20 protein-coding genes are annotated in these 21,345 nt (G+C 57.2%); 13 read left to right on the top strand and 7 right to left on the bottom strand.

Annotation, left to right across the window (positions count from 1 at the left end):
• Positions 1–33: 33 nt before the first annotated feature.
• On the top strand, positions 34–1,692 hold the full coding sequence (betA, locus tag ACR0AK_RS11620) for a choline dehydrogenase (protein WP_480793406.1): 1,659 nt from the start codon (positions 34–36) through the stop codon (positions 1,690–1,692).
• Between the two features lie 91 nt (positions 1,693–1,783).
• On the top strand, positions 1,784–2,023 hold the full coding sequence (locus tag ACR0AK_RS11615; protein WP_170558723.1) for an HP1242/YdcH family protein: 240 nt from the start codon (positions 1,784–1,786) through the stop codon (positions 2,021–2,023).
• A gap of 73 nt (positions 2,024–2,096) precedes the next feature.
• On the opposite strand, the gene ACR0AK_RS11610 is transcribed toward ACR0AK_RS11615, so the two are convergent.
• Positions 2,097–3,497: a helix-turn-helix domain-containing protein gene (locus tag ACR0AK_RS11610; RefSeq protein ID WP_170558721.1), complete on the bottom strand. Its 1,401-nt coding sequence runs from the start codon at positions 3,495–3,497 to the stop codon at positions 2,097–2,099.
• Between the two features lie 65 nt (positions 3,498–3,562).
• Positions 3,563–4,768: a multidrug effflux MFS transporter gene (locus ACR0AK_RS11605; protein ID WP_480793405.1), complete on the bottom strand. Its 1,206-nt coding sequence runs from the start codon at positions 4,766–4,768 to the stop codon at positions 3,563–3,565.
• A gap of 183 nt (positions 4,769–4,951) precedes the next feature.
• Here ACR0AK_RS11605 and ACR0AK_RS11600 point away from each other — a divergent pair, with 183 nt between their 5' ends.
• The 3 genes from ACR0AK_RS11600 (at position 4,952) to ACR0AK_RS11590 (ending at position 7,570) form a co-directional block, all read left to right on the top strand.
• Complete coding sequence (locus ACR0AK_RS11600; protein ID WP_170558717.1) at positions 4,952–6,484, top strand: acyl-CoA carboxylase subunit beta; 1,533 nt, start codon at positions 4,952–4,954, stop codon at positions 6,482–6,484.
• A gap of 233 nt (positions 6,485–6,717) precedes the next feature.
• Positions 6,718–7,080 carry a DUF6497 family protein gene (locus ACR0AK_RS11595; protein ID WP_480793404.1) on the top strand — a complete coding sequence of 121 codons (363 nt, stop codon included), beginning with the start codon at positions 6,718–6,720 and terminating at the stop codon, positions 7,078–7,080.
• A 136-nt stretch (positions 7,081–7,216) separates the two neighbouring features.
• The gene (locus ACR0AK_RS11590; protein ID WP_170558713.1) at positions 7,217–7,570 is read left to right on the top strand and encodes a hypothetical protein; all 354 of its coding nucleotides are present in this window, start codon (positions 7,217–7,219) and stop codon (positions 7,568–7,570) included.
• A gap of 86 nt (positions 7,571–7,656) precedes the next feature.
• Here ACR0AK_RS11590 and ACR0AK_RS11585 read toward each other — a convergent pair whose 3' ends face one another.
• The gene (locus ACR0AK_RS11585) at positions 7,657–8,808 is read right to left on the bottom strand and encodes a DcaP family trimeric outer membrane transporter (protein WP_480793403.1); all 1,152 of its coding nucleotides are present in this window, start codon (positions 8,806–8,808) and stop codon (positions 7,657–7,659) included.
• 650 nt (positions 8,809–9,458) lie between these two features.
• Between ACR0AK_RS11585 and ACR0AK_RS11580 the strand changes: the two genes are divergently transcribed.
• Together ACR0AK_RS11580 and ACR0AK_RS11575 are read left to right on the top strand one after the other, a co-directional pair.
• A complete protein-coding gene (locus ACR0AK_RS11580) occupies positions 9,459–9,662 on the top strand; it encodes a hypothetical protein (RefSeq protein WP_170558710.1) in 204 nt (67 codons plus the stop codon).
• Between the two features lie 117 nt (positions 9,663–9,779).
• Complete coding sequence (locus tag ACR0AK_RS11575; RefSeq protein ID WP_480793402.1) at positions 9,780–11,825, top strand: ATP-binding protein; 2,046 nt, start codon at positions 9,780–9,782, stop codon at positions 11,823–11,825.
• A gap of 76 nt (positions 11,826–11,901) precedes the next feature.
• On the opposite strand, the gene ACR0AK_RS11570 is transcribed toward ACR0AK_RS11575, so the two are convergent.
• The gene (locus ACR0AK_RS11570) at positions 11,902–12,348 is read right to left on the bottom strand and encodes a DUF4174 domain-containing protein (RefSeq protein ID WP_170558705.1); all 447 of its coding nucleotides are present in this window, start codon (positions 12,346–12,348) and stop codon (positions 11,902–11,904) included.
• 168 nt (positions 12,349–12,516) lie between these two features.
• Here ACR0AK_RS11570 and scpA point away from each other — a divergent pair, with 168 nt between their 5' ends.
• The 6 genes from scpA (at position 12,517) to ACR0AK_RS11540 (ending at position 17,972) form a co-directional block, all read left to right on the top strand.
• Positions 12,517–14,643, top strand: a complete 2,127-nt coding sequence (gene scpA / locus ACR0AK_RS11565; RefSeq protein ID WP_480793401.1) for a methylmalonyl-CoA mutase — start codon at positions 12,517–12,519, stop codon at positions 14,641–14,643.
• Between the two features lie 104 nt (positions 14,644–14,747).
• Positions 14,748–15,350 (top strand): VOC family protein, encoded by a 603-nt coding sequence (locus tag ACR0AK_RS11560; protein WP_480793400.1) that lies wholly within the window; start codon positions 14,748–14,750, stop codon positions 15,348–15,350.
• Positions 15,347–15,871 (top strand): N-acetyltransferase family protein, encoded by a 525-nt coding sequence (locus tag ACR0AK_RS11555; protein WP_480793399.1) that lies wholly within the window; start codon positions 15,347–15,349, stop codon positions 15,869–15,871. Before ACR0AK_RS11560 ends, ACR0AK_RS11555 begins: the two co-directional genes overlap by 4 nt.
• A gap of 9 nt (positions 15,872–15,880) precedes the next feature.
• A complete protein-coding gene (locus tag ACR0AK_RS11550; protein ID WP_170558697.1) occupies positions 15,881–16,561 on the top strand; it encodes a molecular chaperone DjiA in 681 nt (226 codons plus the stop codon).
• Between the two features lie 3 nt (positions 16,562–16,564).
• On the top strand, positions 16,565–17,560 hold the full coding sequence (locus ACR0AK_RS11545) for an endonuclease/exonuclease/phosphatase family protein (RefSeq protein WP_480793398.1): 996 nt from the start codon (positions 16,565–16,567) through the stop codon (positions 17,558–17,560).
• A gap of 19 nt (positions 17,561–17,579) precedes the next feature.
• Positions 17,580–17,972 carry a hypothetical protein gene (locus ACR0AK_RS11540; protein ID WP_480793397.1) on the top strand — a complete coding sequence of 131 codons (393 nt, stop codon included), beginning with the start codon at positions 17,580–17,582 and terminating at the stop codon, positions 17,970–17,972.
• A 3-nt stretch (positions 17,973–17,975) separates the two neighbouring features.
• Here the strand turns inward: ACR0AK_RS11540 and ACR0AK_RS11535 are convergent, their stop codons facing one another.
• From ACR0AK_RS11535 to ACR0AK_RS11525, 3 genes are read right to left on the bottom strand one after another with little or no spacing between them, the layout of a single operon-like run.
• Positions 17,976–19,520, bottom strand: a complete 1,545-nt coding sequence (locus tag ACR0AK_RS11535) for a Ppx/GppA family phosphatase (protein ID WP_480793396.1) — start codon at positions 19,518–19,520, stop codon at positions 17,976–17,978.
• 49 nt (positions 19,521–19,569) lie between these two features.
• Positions 19,570–20,259 carry an HdaA/DnaA family protein gene (locus ACR0AK_RS11530; protein ID WP_480793395.1) on the bottom strand — a complete coding sequence of 230 codons (690 nt, stop codon included), beginning with the start codon at positions 20,257–20,259 and terminating at the stop codon, positions 19,570–19,572.
• Position 20,260: 1 nt separating this feature from the next.
• Positions 20,261–21,334 carry an AI-2E family transporter gene (locus ACR0AK_RS11525; RefSeq protein ID WP_480793394.1) on the bottom strand — a complete coding sequence of 358 codons (1,074 nt, stop codon included), beginning with the start codon at positions 21,332–21,334 and terminating at the stop codon, positions 20,261–20,263.
• Positions 21,335–21,345 lie beyond the last annotated feature (11 nt).

Genomic DNA, 21,345 nt, shown 5'->3' with positions numbered 1-21,345 from the left:
CAAGACGCAGTTCGGCGGGTCATGGAGACTAAAATGGAAGCAGATTTCGTCATCGTCGGTGCAGGATCCGCAGGGTGCGCGATGGCATATCGCCTAAGCGGGGCCGGGGCGTCGGTTCTGGTGATCGAGCATGGCGGGACCGATGCCGGCCCGTTCATCCAGATGCCAGCGGCGCTGAGCTATCCGATGAACATGCCGATGTATGACTGGGGTTACCGGTCAGAGCCCGAGCCGCACCTCAATAATCGGGAATTGGCTTGTCCGCGCGGCAAGGTGATTGGCGGCTCGTCTTCGATCAATGGCATGGTCTACGTTCGTGGCCACGCGCGCGATTTCGATACATGGGCCGAGATGGGCGCCGATGGCTGGTCGTTTGCGGATGTTCTTCCGTACTACAAACGCATGGAGACCTGGCATGATGGTGGCCATGGCGGCGATCCGACATGGCGTGGAACCGATGGGCCCCTGCATGTCTCGCGCGGCCCGCGCGAGAATCCCCTGTTTCAGGCTTTTGTCGATGCCGGTCAGCAGGCGGGGTACGAGGTTACCGGCGACTACAACGGCCAAAAGCAGGAAGGCTTTGGCCCGATGGAGCAAACCGTCTGGAAAGGGCGGCGCTGGTCTGCGGCGAATGCCTATTTGAAACCTGCGCTCAAGCGCGAGAATTGCGATATCGTGCGCGGACTGGCCACAAAAGTGATCATTGAAAACGGTCGCGCGACCGGTGTTGAATTGATCCGCGGTGGCAAGACTGAGGTTATCCGCGCTCGGCGCGAAGTGGTTCTGGCAGCATCATCCATCAATTCTCCAAAACTGCTGATGCTTTCCGGTATCGGACCGGCAGCGCATCTGGCCGAGCATGGGATCGAAATTGTGGCGGACCGTCCGGGTGTGGGTGGCAATCTTCAAGACCATCTGGAGCTTTATATCCAGCAGGCGTCCTTGCAGCCTATCACACTGTACAAGCACTGGAACCTGATCAGCAAAGGCCTGATCGGAGCACAATGGCTGTTCACAAAGACCGGGTTGGGTGCATCAAACCAGTTCGAAAGTGCGGCATTTATCCGGTCGAAGCCGGGTGTGGAGTATCCTGATATTCAGTACCATTTCCTGCCGATCGCCGTTCGCTACGACGGTCAGGCGGCAGCAGAAGGTCATGGTTTTCAGGCGCATGTCGGGCCGATGCGCTCGCCCTCGCGCGGTGCGGTCTCACTTCGGTCGGCCAAGGCCGAGGATGCGCCTGTGATCCGTTTCAACTACATGAGCCACGAGCAGGATTGGGAAGATTTCCGCACCTGTATTCGCCTGACACGCGAAATTTTCGGGCAGGATGCGTTCAAACCGTATTCCGGCAAAGAAATTCAGCCGGGTGCGGACGTGCAGTCTGACGAAGCGCTCAATGCCTTTATCGCGGAACATGCCGAAAGCGCGTATCACCCTTGTGGAACCTGCCGGATGGGTCGGGCTGATGACAAAAACGCTGTGGTCGATCCCGAGGGACGCGTTATTGGCGTAGACGGGCTGCGCGTTGCCGACAGCTCGATCTTCCCGCAGATCACCAATGGCAATCTGAACGCGCCGTCTATAATGGTGGGTGAGAAGATGTCCGATCATCTGCTGGGTAAGGATGCCCTGCCAGCAGCCAATGACCAACCTTGGATTAATCCCCAATGGGCGGTTGCGCAGCGATGATCGAATGCATGATTTGATCCGCGTCAAAGATTGACGGGGACCGGACGAATAGACTTGAATCGCAACAACATATTTTGAGGAGCGAACAGGAATGTCCCATACCCCGCACGAACTGGCTGAAGAGTTTCCGGACAAGGTTGAGCTGATGAGCCAGCTCAAGCAAACGGACGCTCATTTTGCGCGGCTGGCGGATGAATACCATGAGATCAACCGTGAAGTGCATCGAGCCGAAACCAATGTTGAGCCGATGGATGATCTTGCTGAAACGGACCTGCGTAAGAAGCGTGCGGGTTTGAAAGACGAGATCTGGGCTATCCTGTCGAAAGCCTGAGGCATAACGGGGGCTCCGACCCCGGTCGCGGCAGGCCGCGCCTCCCTTGGGATATTGTCAGCCCAGGTGAAGATCAGGTGACTTCATAGGGCAGGGTGCCGCGGGTATGGGCGTCTATCGTTAAGCGTCTTTCCAATGGCGGAACCGATCGCTGATGACAATTCTGCCGCTCGCAGATGCGGCAGGATATGCCAATTGGCTCGTAGGCGCTGGCGTTGTTGAAATCCAGATTGTCGGCATAAACCAGCGCCTCGGCGTGGCGCACTTCGCACCCAAGGGCAATGGCATAACGACGTACCGGTGCACCGTATGAGCCTCCGGATTTCGACACGTCTCGAGCCAGAGAAATATACTGAACGCCATCGGGTGTTTCTGCAAGCTGACGCAGAAAATGGCCGGGTGTTTCGAAAGCGCGGTGCACGTTCCATAAGGGGCAGGCACCGCCAAACCGGGCAAATTGCAGGCGCGTGGCCGAGTGCCTTTTAGTGATCGTTCCGGCCTGATCAACGCGTACGAAAAAGAAGGGAATCCCCTTGGCGCCCGGGCGTTGCAGAGTCGATAGTCTATGCGCAACCTGTTCGATCGATGCCCCAAACCGGTTGCTGAGCAATTCAAGATCGTGGCGGCATTCCTCTGCCATTGTCAGAAACTTGGTATACGGCATCAACGATGCGCCGGCGAAGTAGTTGGCCAGTCCGATCTTGGCAATTGAACGGGCTTCGTCGCTTTGAAACTTGGCAAAATCCAGCGTGGCTTCCAGCAGTTTGTCCTGGCTGATCAGTGCGACCTGCAACAACAACTGAAACACCTGAGTTTGTGGCGCGGTTCTGGACGAAAGCAGCAGCGTCTTGTTTTCCGGGTCGTACTTCCGGGTTTCGTCGATATCCGGGAATTGTACCCGGATGCCGCGTTCCGCAAGGCTGTCCAGGGCCGCCGCGCGAATGCCGCCGGCATCCTCGGCCCGCCCCGCAAATCGTTCAGCTGCACGGTCCACCGCGTCGATATAGTTGTCGCAATAGTGGAAGAAGTCCCGAACTTCCTCCCAAGGGCTGGCCTGGATCCGCGCATCTTCGCGCCCCAATGCTTCGTCAAGGGAAGCCAAGCGTTCATGCGTCTGACGATAGGTTCGATGTAGGGCGATGAAGGCCCGTGCAAGTGCAGGCGCGTTTGACGCCGTCAGGCGGAGATCAGCCAGAGGCGGAATAGCGTCGTCAAAAACCGGATCGGCCAAAGCTTCGCGCATGTCCGAAACCAGGCGTTCGCTGTCGCCAGTGCTTAACTCGGTGACATCCATTCCGAATTCTTGCGCCAGCGCCAAGACAACGGTGGTCGAAATCGGCCGGTTGTTGTTTTCCATCTGGTTCAGATACGGCAGGGAAACACCCAGTTTGGCGGCAAATTCCTTTTGGGTCAGTGACAGGCGTGTGCGCATTTCACGCAGCTTTGCACCTGCATAGAGTTTCTGTGTCGCCATAACGGGCCTTTGCAACTTTTCTAATTCGGCAAGCTAACTTTGCAAACCAATATAAACAAGTCGCGTCAAAGACCCAATTTCTGTTCACGTCGTATGACAGACAAAATTGCGCAGACAGCTAGGACCGAAGTTGCCAGCATTAACCACAGCAGAGGCATCGCTCCGGTTTCATGGGTTAGCAAGGCTCCGGCAAGGGCACTGAGGCCTGCGCCGCCACTCAACATGATTGCACCACTCAGCCCAGAAGCAGTGGCGGCCAAATGCGGACGTACCGACAGCGCGCCGGCGGTAGCGTTTGGAATCGTCATGCCGTTTCCGACGCCCACAAACGTCATAAAGCCGAAAAAACTGAGCGCTGTTCCGAAACCGGCCAAAAACAATACGGCAGACATGGCGACGCCTATCGCGTTCAACCAGCAGCCCCAAAGCACCATTCTATTGACGCCGAAGTGAACGGAATAGCGGCCGCTGACGAAGTTACCCAAAAAGTATCCAACAGCAGGGGCGCCAAAGTATATGCCGACCTCGGCGGCGCTGAGGCCGAAAAGCTCGGTGCCAATAAAGGGAGCGCCGCCCAGATAGGCAAAGAACGCGCCAGATGACAGTGCGGATGAAAGCGAATAGCCCCAAAATCGGGGGGATTGCAGCAGTTCAGGGTATTCCCGGAACTGTTGAATCAGTGTTTTTCCGCTTTTGGCCGACGTTTCGCCAAAATCTGAATAGGTAAGCATCAGCGTCATTACGCCAAGAACGAAGGGCAGCCAGAAGTTGGCTTTCCAGCCATAACTCTCTTCCAGCAAGCCTCCGATCGCAGGGCCGATCATGGGGACAACGGCCATGCCCATCGTCACATAGCCTATCATCGATGCGGCCTGATCCTGGTCGTACAGATCACGAACCGCCGCACGGCTTAGAACCATGCCAACAACGATGATTGCCTGGCACATCCGGAAAACAAGAAAGACCTCGACATTGGGGGCATAAATGCACCCAAGCGTGGCCAGTAGAAATAGGACCAAGCCCCAAAGCAGAACAGGCCGTCGCCCCGCCTTGTCGGCGATTGGTCCGATCAGGATCTGCAGCACCGCATTGACCAGCAAGTACAGAGCGATAGACAGCTGCATGACCTTGTAGTCAGCCTGAAAGTGCAGGGCCATGTTGGGTAGGCTCGGCAAAAACAGATTTAGGCTGAGCGCGGACAGTCCGGACAGCAAAACCAGTGTGGTAATCTTTGGTGGCGACCGATGCGCCGACGAAGAACTAAACTGCATGGTTCACATGTATAGACACCGCGGATAGGAATGCCATCCGTCTGGCGTTCCGAAAACAAAAATTAGCAAGTTTACAATATTCAAGAAGTCTGTTGTCAACAGTTTGCAAATTTGCGGAAAGGTGCTTTGGTCTTGTAGCGTCAGAGTATAGTGTCCGGCCAGATTTTACAGGGGATCATCGCTATGAAAGACATCCTTTCCGAACTTGAAGGCCGTCGCGACAACGCACGACTAGGTGGCGGGCAAAAGCGTATCGACGCACAACACGCACGCGGCAAGCTGACTGCGCGTGAACGGATTGAGCTGCTTTTGGATGAAGGCAGCTTTGAAGAATTCGACATGTTTGTCAGTCATCGGTGCACCGATTTCGGAATGGAAAATCAAAAGCCTGCGGGTGATGGTGTTGTCACTGGCTGGGGTACGATTAATGGTCGCATGGTTTATGTGTTCAGTCAGGACTTTACGGTCTTTGGCGGCTCACTCTCGGAAACTCACGCGCAAAAAATCTGCAAGATCATGGATATGGCCGTTCAGAACGGTGCGCCTGTAATTGGGATCAACGATTCGGGTGGCGCACGAATTCAGGAGGGTGTGGCATCACTGGCTGGTTACGCCGAGGTGTTCCAGCGCAACATCATGGCATCAGGCGTGGTGCCGCAGATCAGCGTCATCATGGGCCCCTGTGCTGGTGGTGCTGTTTACAGCCCGGCAATGACCGACTTTATCTTCATGGTCAAAGACACCTCTTACATGTTTGTGACCGGCCCCGACGTGGTTAAGACAGTTACAAACGAGGTTGTCACTGCCGAGGAACTGGGTGGCGCGTCGACACACACCAAGAAGTCTTCAGTCGCAGATGGCGCGTTCGAAAACGATGTAGAAGCACTGGCCGAAGTCCGCCGCCTGGTCGATTTCCTGCCGCTCAACAACCGCGAAAAACCTCCAGTACGCCCGTTCTTTGACGAGCCCGACCGTCTGGAAGCTTCGCTGGACACGTTGATCCCCGACAACCCGAATACGCCCTATGACATGAAGGAACTCATCACCAAAGTGGCGGATGAGGGCGATTTCTACGAGATTCAAGAGGATTACGCCAAGAACATCATCACTGGATTCATCCGGCTTGAAGGGCAGACCGTGGGCGTTGTGGCCAATCAGCCAATGGTTCTGGCCGGTTGTCTGGACATCGACAGCTCGCGCAAAGCCGCGCGGTTTGTACGGTTCTGTGATTGCTTTGAAATTCCGATCCTCACGCTGGTGGATGTGCCTGGTTTCCTGCCGGGGACGTCGCAGGAATATGGCGGAGTGATCAAGCACGGCGCCAAGTTGTTGTTTGCATACGGTGAAGCCACGGTGCCAAAGGTCACCGTGATCACCCGTAAGGCTTATGGTGGTGCCTATGATGTTATGGCCTCCAAGCATCTGCGCGGCGATTTCAACTATGCCTGGCCCACAGCCGAGATTGCGGTAATGGGCGCAAAGGGCGCGACCGAAATCATCCATCGTGCCGATCTGGGCGATGCCGAGAAGATCGCACAGCACACGCAGGACTATGAGGACAGGTTCGCGAACCCGTTCGTCGCGGCCGAGCGTGGCTTTATCGACGAGGTGATCATGCCGCAATCGACCCGCCGTCGCGTATCGCGCGCGTTCGCCAGCTTGCGCAACAAGCAGGTGAAGAACCCTTGGAAAAAGCACGATAACATTCCGCTTTGAGGGAACGTGCCAAAGAATCTGCCCTAATGGAGCGGCTTGGATTTCGTCTAAGACAGCAAATTAGGGCAGGCAATTCTGGTGAAAAATTGACATTGAGGCCACAACTGCTAATGAGTTGCCCTACCAGACATAGAACAGCGCGGGCCCACAGCCAAGCGCGCGCGATCCCGGAGAGAGGAGCTCGCTTCTGGCGAGTCTGGGATCGCGCTTTAGCAGTTCTGCTGTCGGTTTGTGTGTCCCCTGTTCTGGCTGATACCGAAAACCTGTTGCCCGTCCCGTCCGGGCAGCCTGTGCACCTGAGTGACGTTTTGCTGGACGATAACCCCGGCGAGCTTTGGGTTCGGTTCCGCTTTATTGCCCCCAAGATCGGATCAGACAGTGGCCGGATCGGATACGACATCGCTTCGGTGGATATGGAACATCTGTGCCAGACGCTTGCGGTCGCTTATGTGGCCAAATACGACCTGGACCCGGCGCGGGTGGTCATTTCCCTGTCGGATCGCCCCATTGAATTCGGGCGTTCATCCCCTGACGCCACCCAGTTCTTTGAAGCCTACCGGCTGGAACAGTCCCGGTGTATCTGGGAGGGGCTTTGACCATGAAACCCTCAGTTCATCCGGTCAGGGCATTTCTGAACAGCTACGCGGCTTTGGAGGTGCGCACCATGACATCATCCCGTGACGGATGTGGAAATCTGATCCCCATGACCCCTTGTACAATTGAGGTGGAACCATGCTGAAACATCGCGGATTTCCCGGTCGCCTGCCGGGCACGGACTTTCAGTTCACCATTCGTCGAGCCAATCCCAAAGGCGTGACACCGCTGACCCGGCGTGAGCGGTTTCGGGACCGCAAACCTGCAGATAAACGCGCGGATGCGGCTTTTATGGAAGCTCTTTGGGCGCATTTTGGTGATCAGCCCTTTGAGCGGGGCAATCTGGACGCCGGCCGGCTATGCTGGCTTTTCGAACGCGAGGTCGTTCCGGCCGAGGATCCGTTTGATCCCGCCAGTTACGATGCGCTTTTGGTGATTGATCCGAATGTGGGTCGGATTTCCTTCCCCGAAATTTTCGACGGGGTGCGCTGATCGTGCAGACTGTCGTTGCACATAACACCGTGGGGCCGTCCTGGTCCGGAACCCTGCCCACGTCGGGGCAGGGCCGTTATGTGTCGTCAGAAATTCAGCTGTGCGGCCAATTGAATCCGGTTGCTGTCAAAGGTGCGCCCGGTTGGCTCGTCGTTGCGCTCGCCATAGAAGAATTCGGCGCTAAGGGTCAGATTGTCGGTTGCTTTGTAAAAGGCATTCACGTGGATCGTTTCGACTTCGGTGAAGGACAAGGTCCCGGTCGAGGTCGGCAGGTCGTAGTTTTCTTGCCCGTAGGCGATGCCGACGTTCCACTTGGGGCTGAGGTCCTGGCGGAACTCCACGGTAAAGCCATCCACGTCATTGGCCTGACCATTGACGATGGCGTCACCTGCGGCGATCAGATAGGGGCCCAACGCCTCTCCATCGACATAGTTGACCTGAAACAGACCGCCTTGCCAGGGCCGGATGCCAGCCGAAAGGGTAAAGCCTGTCTGGTCCACTTCGACCGCTCCGGATTGGGCCTTGCCGTACAAGGCCGAGGCGCGGGCGAGGTAGGTGTCGTTGTTGTACTCGATGGATCCGGTCAGAACGGGATCGTTCGAGTCCGAACCACCAACGTTTTCTTCGATCGAAAACGCAAAGGTTGTGTCGGAGCCGAGTGTGTTCGTATAGCGCACCTGGGGGACGCGAGCGAAGGGAATGCCAACGGGACCGTTGAACTCGACGGTAGTCGGGTAGGTGTCCAGCGGCTGGAAGTTGGTCCAGTACTGGCCGATCAACCAATTGTCACCGATGCGGATATTGGCGTGGCGCAGGCGGAATTCGGCGTTTCCGTCGGATGCAAACAAGTCAACCTCAAGCTGGCCCGCGATGTCACCGATGGCGGATGGCGTATTGGTCCGAAGTCCGATGCGCGATTGGCGCACGGTGGCCCCAAAAGTGCCGCTGGTGGCATCTGCTGGCTCGCCAATTCGGGTCGCATCGGCAAGATCGCCCAATTCAAAGTCGGTATCGAAGAAGAAATCAGCCTTAACGTACCCATAAACGTCAAGCGTGGTGTTTCCGATTTGAAGGTCACCAGTACCAGCCCCTGGTTTTCCAGCCTCCAGGGCTTCAACACGGGCGCGCAGGGCATCAAGTTCCGCTTGCGTCTGGGCATCTTGGGCAAAAGTAACAGTGCCGGACATGCCAAGCGCGGATACGGCAAGCAGCAACGCCGTTTTTCTCTTTGCAATCATGTGGATAATTCCTTGTGTGCGAGTGTGCACCGGCACCGTTCCATGCAAGAGACAATGAGGGAAATCACGAGAACGGGATGGAGAACACCTGTTTTCTCAAGGAAATGTGCAAGATTTCAGGCCCGGTTTCACCGGATGGTGAACAGATCGGTTAACCCTTTGCGTTTGAGACGGGAATTTCTGGCGACCAATCCCGTAGTCCGTGATGCTGCAAGCGCAGAAACAGCTCATTTGACGAAGAATAGTAACGGCAACGTGACGGCTATAATGCCGTGCATTTCATTCGAAACAGCACCAAACCTAGGCGTGAATCTGCGCGCGCATTCATCCAATGGGCGATTTCCAGCCGGAATCTTAGTCGGAAACAATACTTTGTTTACGCAATCGATTGTGCCAAGCAACCTGTTTGAGCCGTGCGGCTCTACTTTGCCTGCGTCGCACATGCACCTACTATTCCGTACCCCTTCCTTCCGCGGGCAGGCTTGTGAAGTTCACAAAGTCCTGCCCGCGTTTTTCTTTGCGCACCAACCATACGTAAAGCAGCACAAACTTGCGCAAAATTCCGTTCAAGACTGCCTGTTATTGAATAACAAGGCCGAAATCCGACATCTGCCCCCGAACGCATCAAGAATCCAAAAGGGGCAGATATCATGCGAATCTCGAAACTCTTACTTGCAGTGGCGACCTGCGCAGGGCTTACGGCCTGTGGCGACACAACAGGCGAACAAGCGCTGCTTGGCGGCGGCGCGGGCGCCGTCGGGGCGGCCGTTGTCAGCGCCGATCCGCTGTTCGGCGCAGTTGTCGGCGCGGCCGGCAACGTCCTGTACTGCAAAACGCAAAACAACTGTAGGTAATACCGGGTTTTCCGGGGCGCGCGTCGTCCCGACCGTCATCGCGCATCACGCCGTCGCAGGGAGTGCTCCCTGCGGCGGCGTTTTGCGTTCTCAGAACATCAAGCCAAAGGACGTTCCATGTTTAACAAGATCCTGATCGCAAACCGGGGCGAGATTGCCTGCCGGGTCATCAAGACCGCCCGCAAGATGGGTATCGGCACCGTCGCCATTTATTCGGACGCAGACAAGAACGCCTTGCATGTGGCGATGGCGGATGAATCGGTGCATATTGGCCCACCGCCTGCGAACCAGTCCTACATCGTGATAGACAAGGTCATGGACGCCATCCGCCAAAGCGGCGCGCAGGCTGTTCATCCCGGTTATGGATTCCTGTCTGAGAACGCCAAGTTCGCCGAGGCGCTTGAGGCTGAAGGCGTCGCCTTTGTCGGCCCTCCGGTTGGAGCAATTGAAAGCATGGGTGACAAGATCACCTCGAAAAAGATCGCTCAGGAAGCGGGTGTTTCAACCGTTCCCGGCTACATGGGTCTGATCGAAGACGCCGATGAGGCCGTCAAGATTTCCAACGAAATCGGCTATCCGGTCATGATCAAGGCCAGCGCCGGCGGCGGCGGTAAGGGCATGCGGATCGCGTGGAATGACGAAGAAGCGCGCGAGGGGTTCCAGTCGTCCAAGAACGAGGCGGCAAACTCGTTCGGTGATGACCGTATCTTTATTGAAAAATTCGTGACCCAGCCACGGCACATCGAAATTCAGGTTTTGTGCGACAGTCACGGCAATGGAATCTATCTGGGCGAACGTGAATGCTCGATCCAGCGTCGGAACCAGAAGGTGGTCGAAGAGGCGCCTTCGCCGTTCCTGGACGAAGCCACCCGCAAGGCGATGGGCGAACAGGCCGTGGCACTGGCCAAGGCTGTGAAATACGCCAGCGCTGGTACGGTTGAGTTTATCGTTGATGGCGAAAAGAACTTCTACTTCCTGGAAATGAACACGCGTTTGCAGGTCGAACATCCGGTCACCGAACTGATCACCGGTGTTGACCTTGTCGAGCAGATGATCCGCGTCGCAGCGGGCGAAAAGCTGACAATCACGCAGGACGACGTGACACTGACCGGCTGGGCCATTGAAAACCGCCTGTACGCCGAGGATCCGTATCGCAACTTCCTGCCATCGATTGGACGTCTGACCCGCTATCGTCCGCCGCAGGAGGTTGCCTCTGGCCCGCTGCTGGTAAACGGCAAGTGGCAGGGCGAAGCGCCCGAAGGTGAAACAGCTGTACGGAACGATACCGGCGTCTATGAGGGCGGCGAGATCAGCATGTATTATGATCCAATGATCGCCAAGCTGTGTACCTGGGCCCCGACCCGCGAGGCAGCGATCGAAGCGATGCGTGTGGAGCTCGACAGCTTTGAGGTCGAAGGCATCGGCCACAACCTGCCTTTCCTATCGGCTGTGATGGACCATCCGAAATTCGTCAGCGGTGACATGACCACGGCGTTTATCGCCGAGGAATATCCCGACGGGTTCGAAGGCGTTGAACTGCCCGAGGCCGACTTGCGCCGCATCGCCGCGTCTTGTGCCGCGATGCACCGCGTTGCCGAGATTCGCCGCACCCGCGTTTCTGGCCGGATGGACAATCATGAACGCAAGGTCGGCTCTGATTGGGTCGTTACCCTGCAAGGGCAGGAATATGCAGTTGAGATCGATGCGGATCGGGATGGGGCAACCGTGACATTCTCGGACGATACGACCATGCGGGTCACTTCGGACTGGACACCCGGAGATCAACTGGCGGTTCTGGACGTCGATGGCAGCCCACTGGTTCTGAAGGTCGGTAAAATCTCGGGCGGGTTCCGAATTCGCAACCGGGGCGCGGATCTCAAGGTCCATGTCCGTACTACGCGTCAGGCCGAGCTGGCCCGTATGATGCCCGAAAAGCTGCCGCCCGATACCTCGAAATTGTTGCTTTGCCCGATGCCGGGCCTGATCGTGAAGATCAACGTCGAAGTGGGGCAGGAGGTCCAGGAAGGTCAGGCCCTGTGTACCGTCGAGGCGATGAAGATGGAAAACATCCTACGCGCTGAGAAGAAGGGCGTGGTCGCGAAGATCAATGCTGGCCCCGGCGACAACCTGGCCGTGGATGAAGTGATCATCGAGTTCGAGTGATCATGAAAGCGCTTTTGTCATATCCCCATCGTGTCCCGGCGTTCTGCGTCGGGGAGTTGGGGCGTGGCGAAAGCGTTCAGCCGCCCTCGCGCCGTTCGCGAATTTCGCGTTCGCGCAGGGGCGTCTTGTCGATGGAACGGCCAATTTCGCGCACGCTCCACGGAGATGGTTTACGCAGTTTGACAACACCGTCCTTGTCGACGAACACCATCTGGAACCCGCGCGGTCGCAATTGCGACCGGATCGGGGACTTGGCCGACGGATCTGTATCAGTCAGCACGACGACATCGCGATCCCGCATGGCCGCTTCGCCTTCGACCAGCATGTCGATCTGCTGCTGGAATCTTGGATCGGCGGGGGTATCCGCAAATACGACGATGGGTCGGTTGACCCACAAGAATTCGCTGAGTTCGCTATCCCCCGCAGGGCGGACGAACTCGTCCTCAGCGGGCGCAGCCCCGTCAGCGGCCATCGCGGCCAGCGGGAATAGTGCCGATAAAACAAGGGCAAGCGTTCGTGTCATGGGGCCTCCTGTTCGTTTGAATATAGCCCCTACGCCGGTGAATGCGACCGGCGAAATGCACACAAGCTTCAAAATATCGCGTTCGCACGCGTCGCAGCGGACGGCATGGAACGTCAAAACTCGCAGGTGCAGCCTGTTCGCGACCCGAATTGAGAAAAGGAAATCGCAATGACCGATACGAAAGACTGGCAAGCGCTGGCCGAGAAAGAGCTGCGCGGACGCCCGTTGGACGACCTGACGAAGGAGACTTTGGAAGGTATCGACGTCAAACCGCTGTATACACAGGAAGACACGGCTGAGCTGCCGCATATGGGGTCACTGCCCGGGTTCGGTCCATTTACACGCGGTGTGAAGGCCACGATGTATGCCGGGCGTCCGTGGACAATCCGCCAATATGCAGGGTTTTCGACCGCTGAGGAATCAAACGCGTTTTACCGCCGCAATCTGGCGGCTGGCCAACAGGGTGTCTCAGTTGCCTTCGATCTGGCGACACACCGCGGCTATGACAGCGACCACCCGCGCGTGGTTGGTGATGTGGGAAAGGCCGGTGTGGCCATCGACAGCGTCGAGGACATGAAGATCCTGTTCGATGGCATCCCCTTGGACAAGGTCTCGGTTTCGATGACCATGAACGGGGCGGTGGTTCCAATTCTGGCCAGTTTCATCGTTGCAGGCGAAGAGCAGGGGCATGACAAATCCGTCCTGTCCGGCACTATTCAGAATGACATTCTGAAAGAGTTCATGGTGCGCAACACCTACATCTACCCGCCTGAGCCTTCGATGAAGATCATCTCGGACATCATCGAATTCACCTCGAATGAGATGCCGAAATTCAACTCGATCTCGATCTCGGGCTATCACATGCAAGAGGCCGGGGCGAACTTGGTGCAAGAGCTGGCCTATACGCTAGCCGACGGTCGGGAATACGTCCGTGCCGCGACGCAGGCTGGCATGGACGTCGACAAGTTCGCCGGACGTTTGTCCTTCTTCTTTGCCATCGGCATGAACTTCTTCATGGAGATCGCCAAACTGCGCGCCGCGCGTACGCTGTGGCACCGGGTGATGACGGATTTTGGTGCGAAATCAGAGCGTTCCAAGATGCTGCGGACCCATTGCCAGACTTCGGGCGTGTCGCTGCAGGAACAGGACCCGTATAACAACGTGATCCGTACCGCCTATGAAGCGATGAGCGCGGTTCTGGGCGGCACCCAGTCGCTGCACACCAATGCTCTGGACGAGGCGATTGCGCTGCCCACTGATTTCTCGGCCCGTATCGCGCGGAACACGCAGCTGGTTCTGCAAGAGGAAACCGGTGTGACCGATGTGGTCGATCCGCTGGCCGGTTCGTATTACATCGAAAGCCTGACCAACGAGTTGATCGAAAAAGCCTGGGCCTTGATGGAAGAGGTCGAGGAAATGGGCGGCATGACCAAGGCGGTTGCCAGCGGTATGCCCAAGCTGCGGATTGAAGAAAGCGCCGCCCGCCGTCAGGCCATGATCGACCGGGGTGACGAGGTGATCGTCGGCGTCAACAAGTACCGCAAGGAACAGGAAGACCCGATCGACATTCTGGACGTCGACAATGTGGCCGTGCGCGAAGCTCAGGTCGCGCGATTGGAACGTATCCGTGCAACCCGAGACGAGGCTGCTTGCCAACAGGCGCTGGATGCTCTGACCAAGACCGCTCGCGAGGGTGGAAACCTGCTGGCTGCTGCCGTTGAGGCCGCCCGCGCCCGTGCATCCGTAGGAGAGATCAGCATGGCAATGGAAAAAGAATTCGGTCGCCACCGCGCCGAAGTGAAAACGCTGGCCGGTGTCTATGGCGCGGCATATGAAGGCGATGAAGGCTTTGCTGCGATCCAGAAATCCATCGAAGAATTTGCCGAGGCCGAAGGCCGCCGCCCACGCCTGCTGGTGGTCAAGATGGGCCAAGACGGCCATGACCGTGGTGCCAAGGTAATCGCAACCGCCTTTGCGGATATCGGCTTTGACGTGGATGTTGGCCCACTGTTCCAAACCCCGGCTGAGGCAGCTCAGGACGCTGTGGATAACGACGTGCATGTCATCGGCATCTCGTCGCAGGCAGCAGGTCACAAGACGCTTGCACCGCAACTGGTCGAAGAACTGAAAAAGGCCGGTGCCGAGGATATTCTGGTGATTTGTGGCGGGGTTATCCCGCAACAGGATTATCAATTCCTCTACGATCACGGTGTCAAAGCGATCTTTGGCCCGGGCACCAATATCCCTGAGGCCGCACAGGACATATTGCGGCTAATCGGTGAAGCGAAAGGCTGAAGCGGTCAAAGATTTTCGTCAAAAAATCTTGTGATTCCCCGCCTTTGGGGAAAACATGCGACCGGACCCAATTGGGTTCGGTCGTTTTTCATAGGAGGCGCTGCGTGTTACTGGATCATCTGGCCGTTGCGGGCGAAACGCTCGAGGAGGCGTCGGATCATATCGAACAGGCGTTGGGCGTGACGCTGCAAGCGGGCGGCAAGCATGAAAGGTTCGGCACCTACAATCGTCTTTTGGGGCTGCGGGATGGCCTGTACCTAGAGGCCATCGCAATTGACCCGGAGGCTCCGAACCCGCAAAGAACCAGATGGTTCGATCTGGACCGGTTCAAGGGCGCGCCCCGGCTTACCAACTGGATTTGCAGGGTGCCGGACATTTCTGCCTCCCTTTCCGCTTTCCCCGATGGCGTCGGGCATCCGATTGATCTGGCCCGGGGCGCGTTGCGCTGGCAGATGGCGGTTCCGCCAAACGGGCGTCTGCCCTTCGACAATCTGTTTCCGGCACTTATTCAGTGGCACGGTGACCTGCACCCTGCGAGCATGCTGCAGGATAGTGGCTGCCGTTTGCATCGGTTGGTTGTTTTTCATCCGGACGGGTTGGAGCTGGCGAGGATTCTAGGCGAAATGGACGCCGTGGTTTTCGATACCGGCCCCGCCGCTTTGCGAGCAGAGTTTGAAACACCCCATGGCAAGCGCGTGTTGGAATGAGGGTCAGGCAAGCTCAAGCTGCGGATGCCAAAGCGATTGCCGCTATCACTAACGCAATCATCCGCGACACACTTATTACCTTTACAACCGACGAACGCGGTGAAGACGGCATTGCCTATGATATCCAAACACGCGGTCCGGCGTTTCTTGTGGCTGAACGAGATGAACAAGTTCTTGGATTTGCCACCTATGGCCCTTTTCGATCTGGTCCTGGGTATGCGCAATGCCGCGAATTGACAGTTCAACTGGCCCCCGATGCGCGCGGACAGGGTATGGGGCGGGCTTTGATACAGGCGCTTGAGGCCGCCGCCCGGGCTCAGGGAATACATGTGCTTGTTGCCGGCATTTCGTCGGCCAACCCGGGGGCGACTTTATTTCATACAGCCTTGGGTTTTTCCGAAGTTGGGCGCATGCCCGAGGTTGGGTTCAAATGGGGAAAACGTCTGGACCTTGTTCTGATGCAGAAAATTCTTGCCGCCGACGGTTTTGTTGCACCTGACAGTCGCGATTTGTGGCGCTAGGGTGCGCTCATGTCGATCTGGATCCGTATATCCGATGCGCTGAGCGCGCTTGCCCAAGGTGAAAGCCTTACCGCAGTCTTTGAAAAGCTGCGCTCGCCGCCCGAACGGTCGGTGGCCTTCACCATCGCTGTGATCGCCTTGGGTGCGAAAATGGCCAAGGCGGATGGGCAGGTGACGCGAGATGAGGTCACCGCTTTCCGCGACGTATTCCAGATCGCGCGTGATGACGAGGAAGGCGCGGCGCGTGTGTTCAACATGGCCCGTACAGATGTCGCGGGTTATCAGGATTACGCCCGCAAGATCGCGCGAATGTTTTCCGAGGATAGCACTACACTGTGCGACCTGATGGAGGGGTTGTTCCACATCGCCATGGCGGACGGGTTCTATCATCCCAATGAAAACGAGTTTTTAGAAGAGGTCAGCCAGATTTTCGGCCAGACCGATGCGCAGTTCATGGCCTTGCGTGCAAGGTTTGTACCTGATGCGCCCAACGATCCTTATACGGTTCTTGGAGTGCCACGGGACATGCCGCTGCCCGACATTCGCAAGGTGTGGCGGCAACTTGTGCGCGAAACGCATCCCGATGCGATGTTGGCGCGGGGGGTTCCCGAAGAAGCTGTGCGACTGGCCGAGAAAAAGATGATCGATATCAACCGCGCCTGGGACGAAATCAATGGCGCACAGGCCTGAGGTATGCGTCTGGCGACCTATAACATTGAATGGTTCGCCAATCTGTTTGACCGTAAGGACGAGCTGATCGTTGATGACAGTTGGTCGGGTCGCCACGATGTCACCAAAGCACAGCAGATTGAGGCCATCGCCAAGGTTCTGACCGCGATTGATGCGGATGCTGTTCTGGTGGTCGAGGCACCCAACACAGGAAAGTCCCAGAACACGGTTCGCGCGCTGCAAAACTTTGCCGAAACTTTTGATCTGCGCACCGGCGAAGCCGTAATGGGATTTGCCAACGATACGCATCAGGAACTAGCTTTGCTATATGATCCGCTCGCTCTGACGGTGCGGCATGACCCGAAAGATGGCAGTCATCAAGCGCCGCGGTTCGATCAGGTTTTCCACATCGACCTCGATGTAGACGCGTCCGAGGATCAGGTGCAGTTTTCCAAGCCGCCGATGGAGCTGGCCGTCCAAACCAAAGACGGCAATCATTTTCGGCTCATCGGGGCGCATCTGAAATCAAAAGCGCCTCATGGGGCGGAAAGCCGGGATGAGGCTATCCGCATCTCTATTGCCAATCGCCGGAAGCAGCTGGCGCAGGCCATTTGGCTGGGCAGACGTATCAAGGCACATCTGGCGGCTGATGAGCAGGTAATCTTGCTGGGTGATCTGAATGACGGGCCCGGACTGGACGAATTCGAAAACCTGTTCGGCCGTTCATCGGTTGAGATCCTGCTTCAATCCGGGGTTTTTGACCCACATGCAGATGCCGCTTTCAGGTGCGAACCTGGCGATGGCCCATCGACTGCGCGCTTCTTTCGACCTGATAGTGGCGGGTATCTTGAAGCGTTGCTGGACTATATTATGATTAGCGATGGGCTAAGGGACCGCCGCCCGGATTGGCGTATCTGGCATCCATATCACGATCTGGCCTGCCGAGATGCGGGCGACCTGCAAGATGCGCTGCTCACCGCGTCCGACCATTTCCCGGTCACTCTGGACCTTGAGCTGTGACCTTTCAACCGCGTTTCAGATGTCCTATATTTTCGATATGAAACCTTTCATTCCAATCTGTGCGCTGACCATTGTTATGGCCCTTCCGGCCTCTGCCGAGGACGACCAAAGCAAATCCCTGATGGAGCAGGGGGCAGAGCTGTTCTTTGAGGGCCTGCGTCAAGAGATGGAGCCTGCATTGGATGAGCTGTTGGGTCTCGCCGAACAGTTTGGACCGGCTATGCAGTCCTTTATTACGGAAATGGGCCCAGCACTTGCCGAGCTGGCTGATGAGATCGAGGATTGGAGCGCCTATGAAACGCCCGAGATTTTGCCCAATGGCGATATCCTGATCCGAAAGAAGCCCCCGCAGGATCCCGACGCGCAGCCAGAACTGCGTGAAGACGCGCCCGAGGGAGAAACTGAGATTTGATATCTACTTGCGGATGACGACGCGGGTCTCAGACTTCAATGCGTTGCCCAGCGAGTTCAACCGCGCCTCGGCCACTTCGTTGAACAATGGGCGTGCCGCATTGGGTAGGAACAGGTCCAGCTGTTGCTTCTTGGGATAGAATTTCAACGTCGCCATCGGTGCATCATTCTGCATCCACAGCATTGCACCAAATCGCATGGCTTTGCCTAAAATCTCGGCCTGTTTCTGGTCCTTTTCGTCCAGCAGTTCATACAGCGCGGTGAAACGATTCCCCTCACGCTTGTTGCGATACCGGTGCTGCAGGGCAAGCCCGATAAACACCCGTTCCGAGTGCTTCAAACCACCCAGATTGGCGCGCGTGACATAGTCGAAACAGACTTCGGCGCGATAGTCGGGATGCGCGCGCCAACTGACGTCGTGCAAAAGACAGGCTGCCTTGATCAGACGGACTCGCGCGGGCGGCGCTGATTTGAACAGCGGCATCACGAATTCCAGCAGGTGCTTTCCGAAACCCGGCAGGCGCGCGTCTTTGGCTTCGGAAAAGCGGCTCGCTTCGATCAACGGATCGCGGTCCCGCAGGTTTTGCGGCATCTGCTCGTAAAGCAGGCCTTCGCGGATTCCATAGCTGGAAATGGCGATGTCCTTGGGTTTGAACGTGCGGATCAACCGCGCCAGCACATCCATCGCGTAGGGGATCAGTGCCATTCGCGACCCCGACACGCCGGCCTTGCTGCGCAGTTTTTCCGGGTCACCTTTTTCAATGAACTTGATGGTTTCGCGCACCTGCTTGGTGGTCATGCGATATTCGTGCAGCACGTTCAGGGGATAACCGCGGCGCAGCATGTCCAGCCGTGCAAAAGCTCGCCAACTGCCACCCACGAGGAACAGGCGGTCCCGTTGTGGCCCCATCTGGTCGCGCAGATCCTCCATCGTGGCCTTGATGTGCGCCTTGCGCGCGCGCCGACCACCCTTGATATCGCGCAGTTTCAGCGGCCCCAGCGCCGAGGTCAGACGCCGGCCGACGCCGCCATCTCCGATCTCGGCCAATTCCATTGAGGACCCACCAATGTCGCAGATCAGACCATAGGCGCCGGGCCATCCCAACAGGACGCCCTGCGCAGATAGGCGGGCCTCTTCATCACCGTCGATGACGGAAACGGTCAGGCCGGTTTCGGCTTTTACTTCAGCACAAAACTCGGGGCCGTCTTCGGCCTCGCGTACGGCTGCAGTTGCGACGACATGCAGGCCGGGCAGGCCTAGGTCATCCGAGAGCAGCGCGAACCGTCCCAAAGCGGCAAGAGCGCGTTTGCGACCCGTCGGGTTAAGCCGCCCGGTGTCTGACAGACCCGCGCCCAGTTCGCACATCACTTTCTCATTGTAGAAATATGCCGGTGATCGGGCCGCACCGTCGAAGATCACCATCCGGACAGAGTTCGATCCGACGTCAACCACGCCGACGCGCGACAGAGCTCGGGCTTGGGGGTCATCAAAAAGGGGCTTTCCGAACGGCCCCCAGTCGGGGATTTCGGTAACGACAGTCTGATCCATGTCTCTTCCAGATATTCCGCGTGCAGAATGCGAGATGACCGGGTGTGGGTCAATTACCAGATTCGACATCATCCAGATCTGCGCTCAAAACACGCACCGCCAACGCTCGGGTAATGTCACGCTTTTCCGACAGGGCAAGCTGATCCAGTTGCGCCACGACATTCGCGGCAGTTTCAAAGCGCCGATCCATATGTTTAACCAGATAGGCGATGACGTCGGGGCTTGGGTTCAGTTGCCGATCCACGAACAGCTTGGCCAGGACCGCGCCCAGCAACGCGTCATCGGGCGGGTCCAGAGCTACGTGATGTGCGCCCTCGATCCGGCTTTGGAGATCGGGGAGCGGCAGTTGCCAGAATTTCGGTGCCAGCCGTCCCGTAATGAGAAGGGCATTGCCTTCGGCCAACACAAGATTGTGCAGGTGAAACAGAGTTTTCTGTAGGTCCGGATCGCCCGCGACCATCGGAACGTCTTCTACTGCGACTGGAGTGCGCGCGAGATCAGGCACATCCTCATACCGTACATCCGTGGCTTGAATGATCCGCCCACCTGTTTCCGCCGCCCAGACATGGGCCAGATGGGTTTTGCCTGCACCGGCAGGACCGCTCAGCACCAGTTTGTTGCCCGGCCAGGACGTGGCCGAGATCATCGCAACCGCAAGTGCATTTGCAGGCGAGACGAAAAAGTCCTCACGCCCCAGCGCAGTTTTGGCCGGAAGATCAAAGCTAAGCTGAAGGGCCATCTTACGAGTCTTCCTGATCCGCGCTTTCGAGGCCGGTATACAGGCGGCTGCCCAGATAGACCGATGTGGCATACCGGGCCAACACGCCCAGCGCTGCAGCAACGGGTACGGCAATCAACATGCCGACAAAACCGAACAACGCGCCGAAAACTGACAACGCCAGCAGTAGCCACACAGGGTGCAGACCCACCGAATTACCCACCAGTTTCGGCGTCAGGAAATTACCTTCGGTAACCTGACCCAGCGCAAAAATACCGGCAACCAGACCGATTTGCGCCCAATCTCCCCAGAACTGGAACAGTGCCAAACCAATTGCCAGTGTGCCGCCGATCAGGGCGCCGAGGTAGGGAATGAACGTGACCAGACCTGCAATGAAACCGACGATCAGACCGAACTGCAGTCCGACCGCCATCAGCGCCACGGCATAATAAGTGCCAAGGATCAGGCAGACCGTGCCCATGCCGCGGACGAACGAGGCTAGAACAGCGTCAATTTCACTGGCCAGGCGTTTGATCGTGGGGGCGTGGTCGCGCGGCAGCAGATCCCCGATCCGGGCGATCATGCGGTCCCAGTCCAGCAGCATGTAGACAGCCACAACAGGAACAATGACTAACAGAACTACGACGTTGATCGCCGAACCCAATGAGGCAGCGACTGATTGCAAGACATCGCCTGTTTTGGATTTCAGCGTTTCGCCCAGTGAGACGAGGAACTGGTGCGAATTGGATTCGCGGTCAAGAAGCGACGGGAACTGTTGTTCGATAAAGCTGCGCAGCTGTTGGAACAGGCTTGGCATAACTTCGACCAGCTCGATCAACTGGGTAATCAGCGCGGGAACAACCATCAGGATTGCCAGAGCAAAGCCCAGAATGCCGACAACTGTGATGATCGCCGTGGCCGCCATGCGCGACAGACCCAGATTTTCCAACCGATCTGCGATCGGATCAAGGAAATAAGCAATCGCACCGCCAATCACAAATGGAAGCAAAACGTCGCCAAGTGCCCATAGACAAAGCACAAAAATGACAGCCGCGACGCCCCAGTATCTGAGTTGATCTTTTACCGGCAAGGCCATGCTTGTCCCCT

Source organism: Ruegeria sp. BI12, from assembly GCF_056537985.1.
This window is presented reverse-complemented; position numbering and strand designations above follow the sequence as displayed.

Coding starts and splice junctions, on each gene's coding strand:
- ACR0AK_RS11570 (WP_170558705.1), bottom strand. CDS start 12,348: ATGACACGAACGCTTGCCCTTGTTTTATCGGCACTATTCCCGCTGGCC.
- ACR0AK_RS11600 (WP_170558717.1), top strand. CDS start 4,952: ATGAAAGACATCCTTTCCGAACTTGAAGGCCGTCGCGACAACGCACGA.
- betA (WP_480793406.1), top strand. CDS start 34: ATGGAAGCAGATTTCGTCATCGTCGGTGCAGGATCCGCAGGGTGCGCG.
- ACR0AK_RS11610 (WP_170558721.1), bottom strand. CDS start 3,497: ATGGCGACACAGAAACTCTATGCAGGTGCAAAGCTGCGTGAAATGCGC.
- ACR0AK_RS11530 (WP_480793395.1), bottom strand. CDS start 20,259: ATGGCCCTTCAGCTTAGCTTTGATCTTCCGGCCAAAACTGCGCTGGGG.
- ACR0AK_RS11605 (WP_480793405.1), bottom strand. CDS start 4,768: ATGCAGTTTAGTTCTTCGTCGGCGCATCGGTCGCCACCAAAGATTACC.
- ACR0AK_RS11575 (WP_480793402.1), top strand. CDS start 9,780: ATGTTTAACAAGATCCTGATCGCAAACCGGGGCGAGATTGCCTGCCGG.
- ACR0AK_RS11585 (WP_480793403.1), bottom strand. CDS start 8,808: ATGATTGCAAAGAGAAAAACGGCGTTGCTGCTTGCCGTATCCGCGCTT.
- ACR0AK_RS11540 (WP_480793397.1), top strand. CDS start 17,580: ATGTCCTATATTTTCGATATGAAACCTTTCATTCCAATCTGTGCGCTG.
- ACR0AK_RS11550 (WP_170558697.1), top strand. CDS start 15,881: ATGTCGATCTGGATCCGTATATCCGATGCGCTGAGCGCGCTTGCCCAA.
- ACR0AK_RS11580 (WP_170558710.1), top strand. CDS start 9,459: ATGCGAATCTCGAAACTCTTACTTGCAGTGGCGACCTGCGCAGGGCTT.
- ACR0AK_RS11545 (WP_480793398.1), top strand. CDS start 16,565: ATGCGTCTGGCGACCTATAACATTGAATGGTTCGCCAATCTGTTTGAC.
- scpA (WP_480793401.1), top strand. CDS start 12,517: ATGACCGATACGAAAGACTGGCAAGCGCTGGCCGAGAAAGAGCTGCGC.
- ACR0AK_RS11555 (WP_480793399.1), top strand. CDS start 15,347: ATGAGGGTCAGGCAAGCTCAAGCTGCGGATGCCAAAGCGATTGCCGCT.
- ACR0AK_RS11535 (WP_480793396.1), bottom strand. CDS start 19,520: ATGGATCAGACTGTCGTTACCGAAATCCCCGACTGGGGGCCGTTCGGA.
- ACR0AK_RS11525 (WP_480793394.1), bottom strand. CDS start 21,334: ATGGCCTTGCCGGTAAAAGATCAACTCAGATACTGGGGCGTCGCGGCT.
- ACR0AK_RS11615 (WP_170558723.1), top strand. CDS start 1,784: ATGTCCCATACCCCGCACGAACTGGCTGAAGAGTTTCCGGACAAGGTT.
- ACR0AK_RS11590 (WP_170558713.1), top strand. CDS start 7,217: ATGCTGAAACATCGCGGATTTCCCGGTCGCCTGCCGGGCACGGACTTT.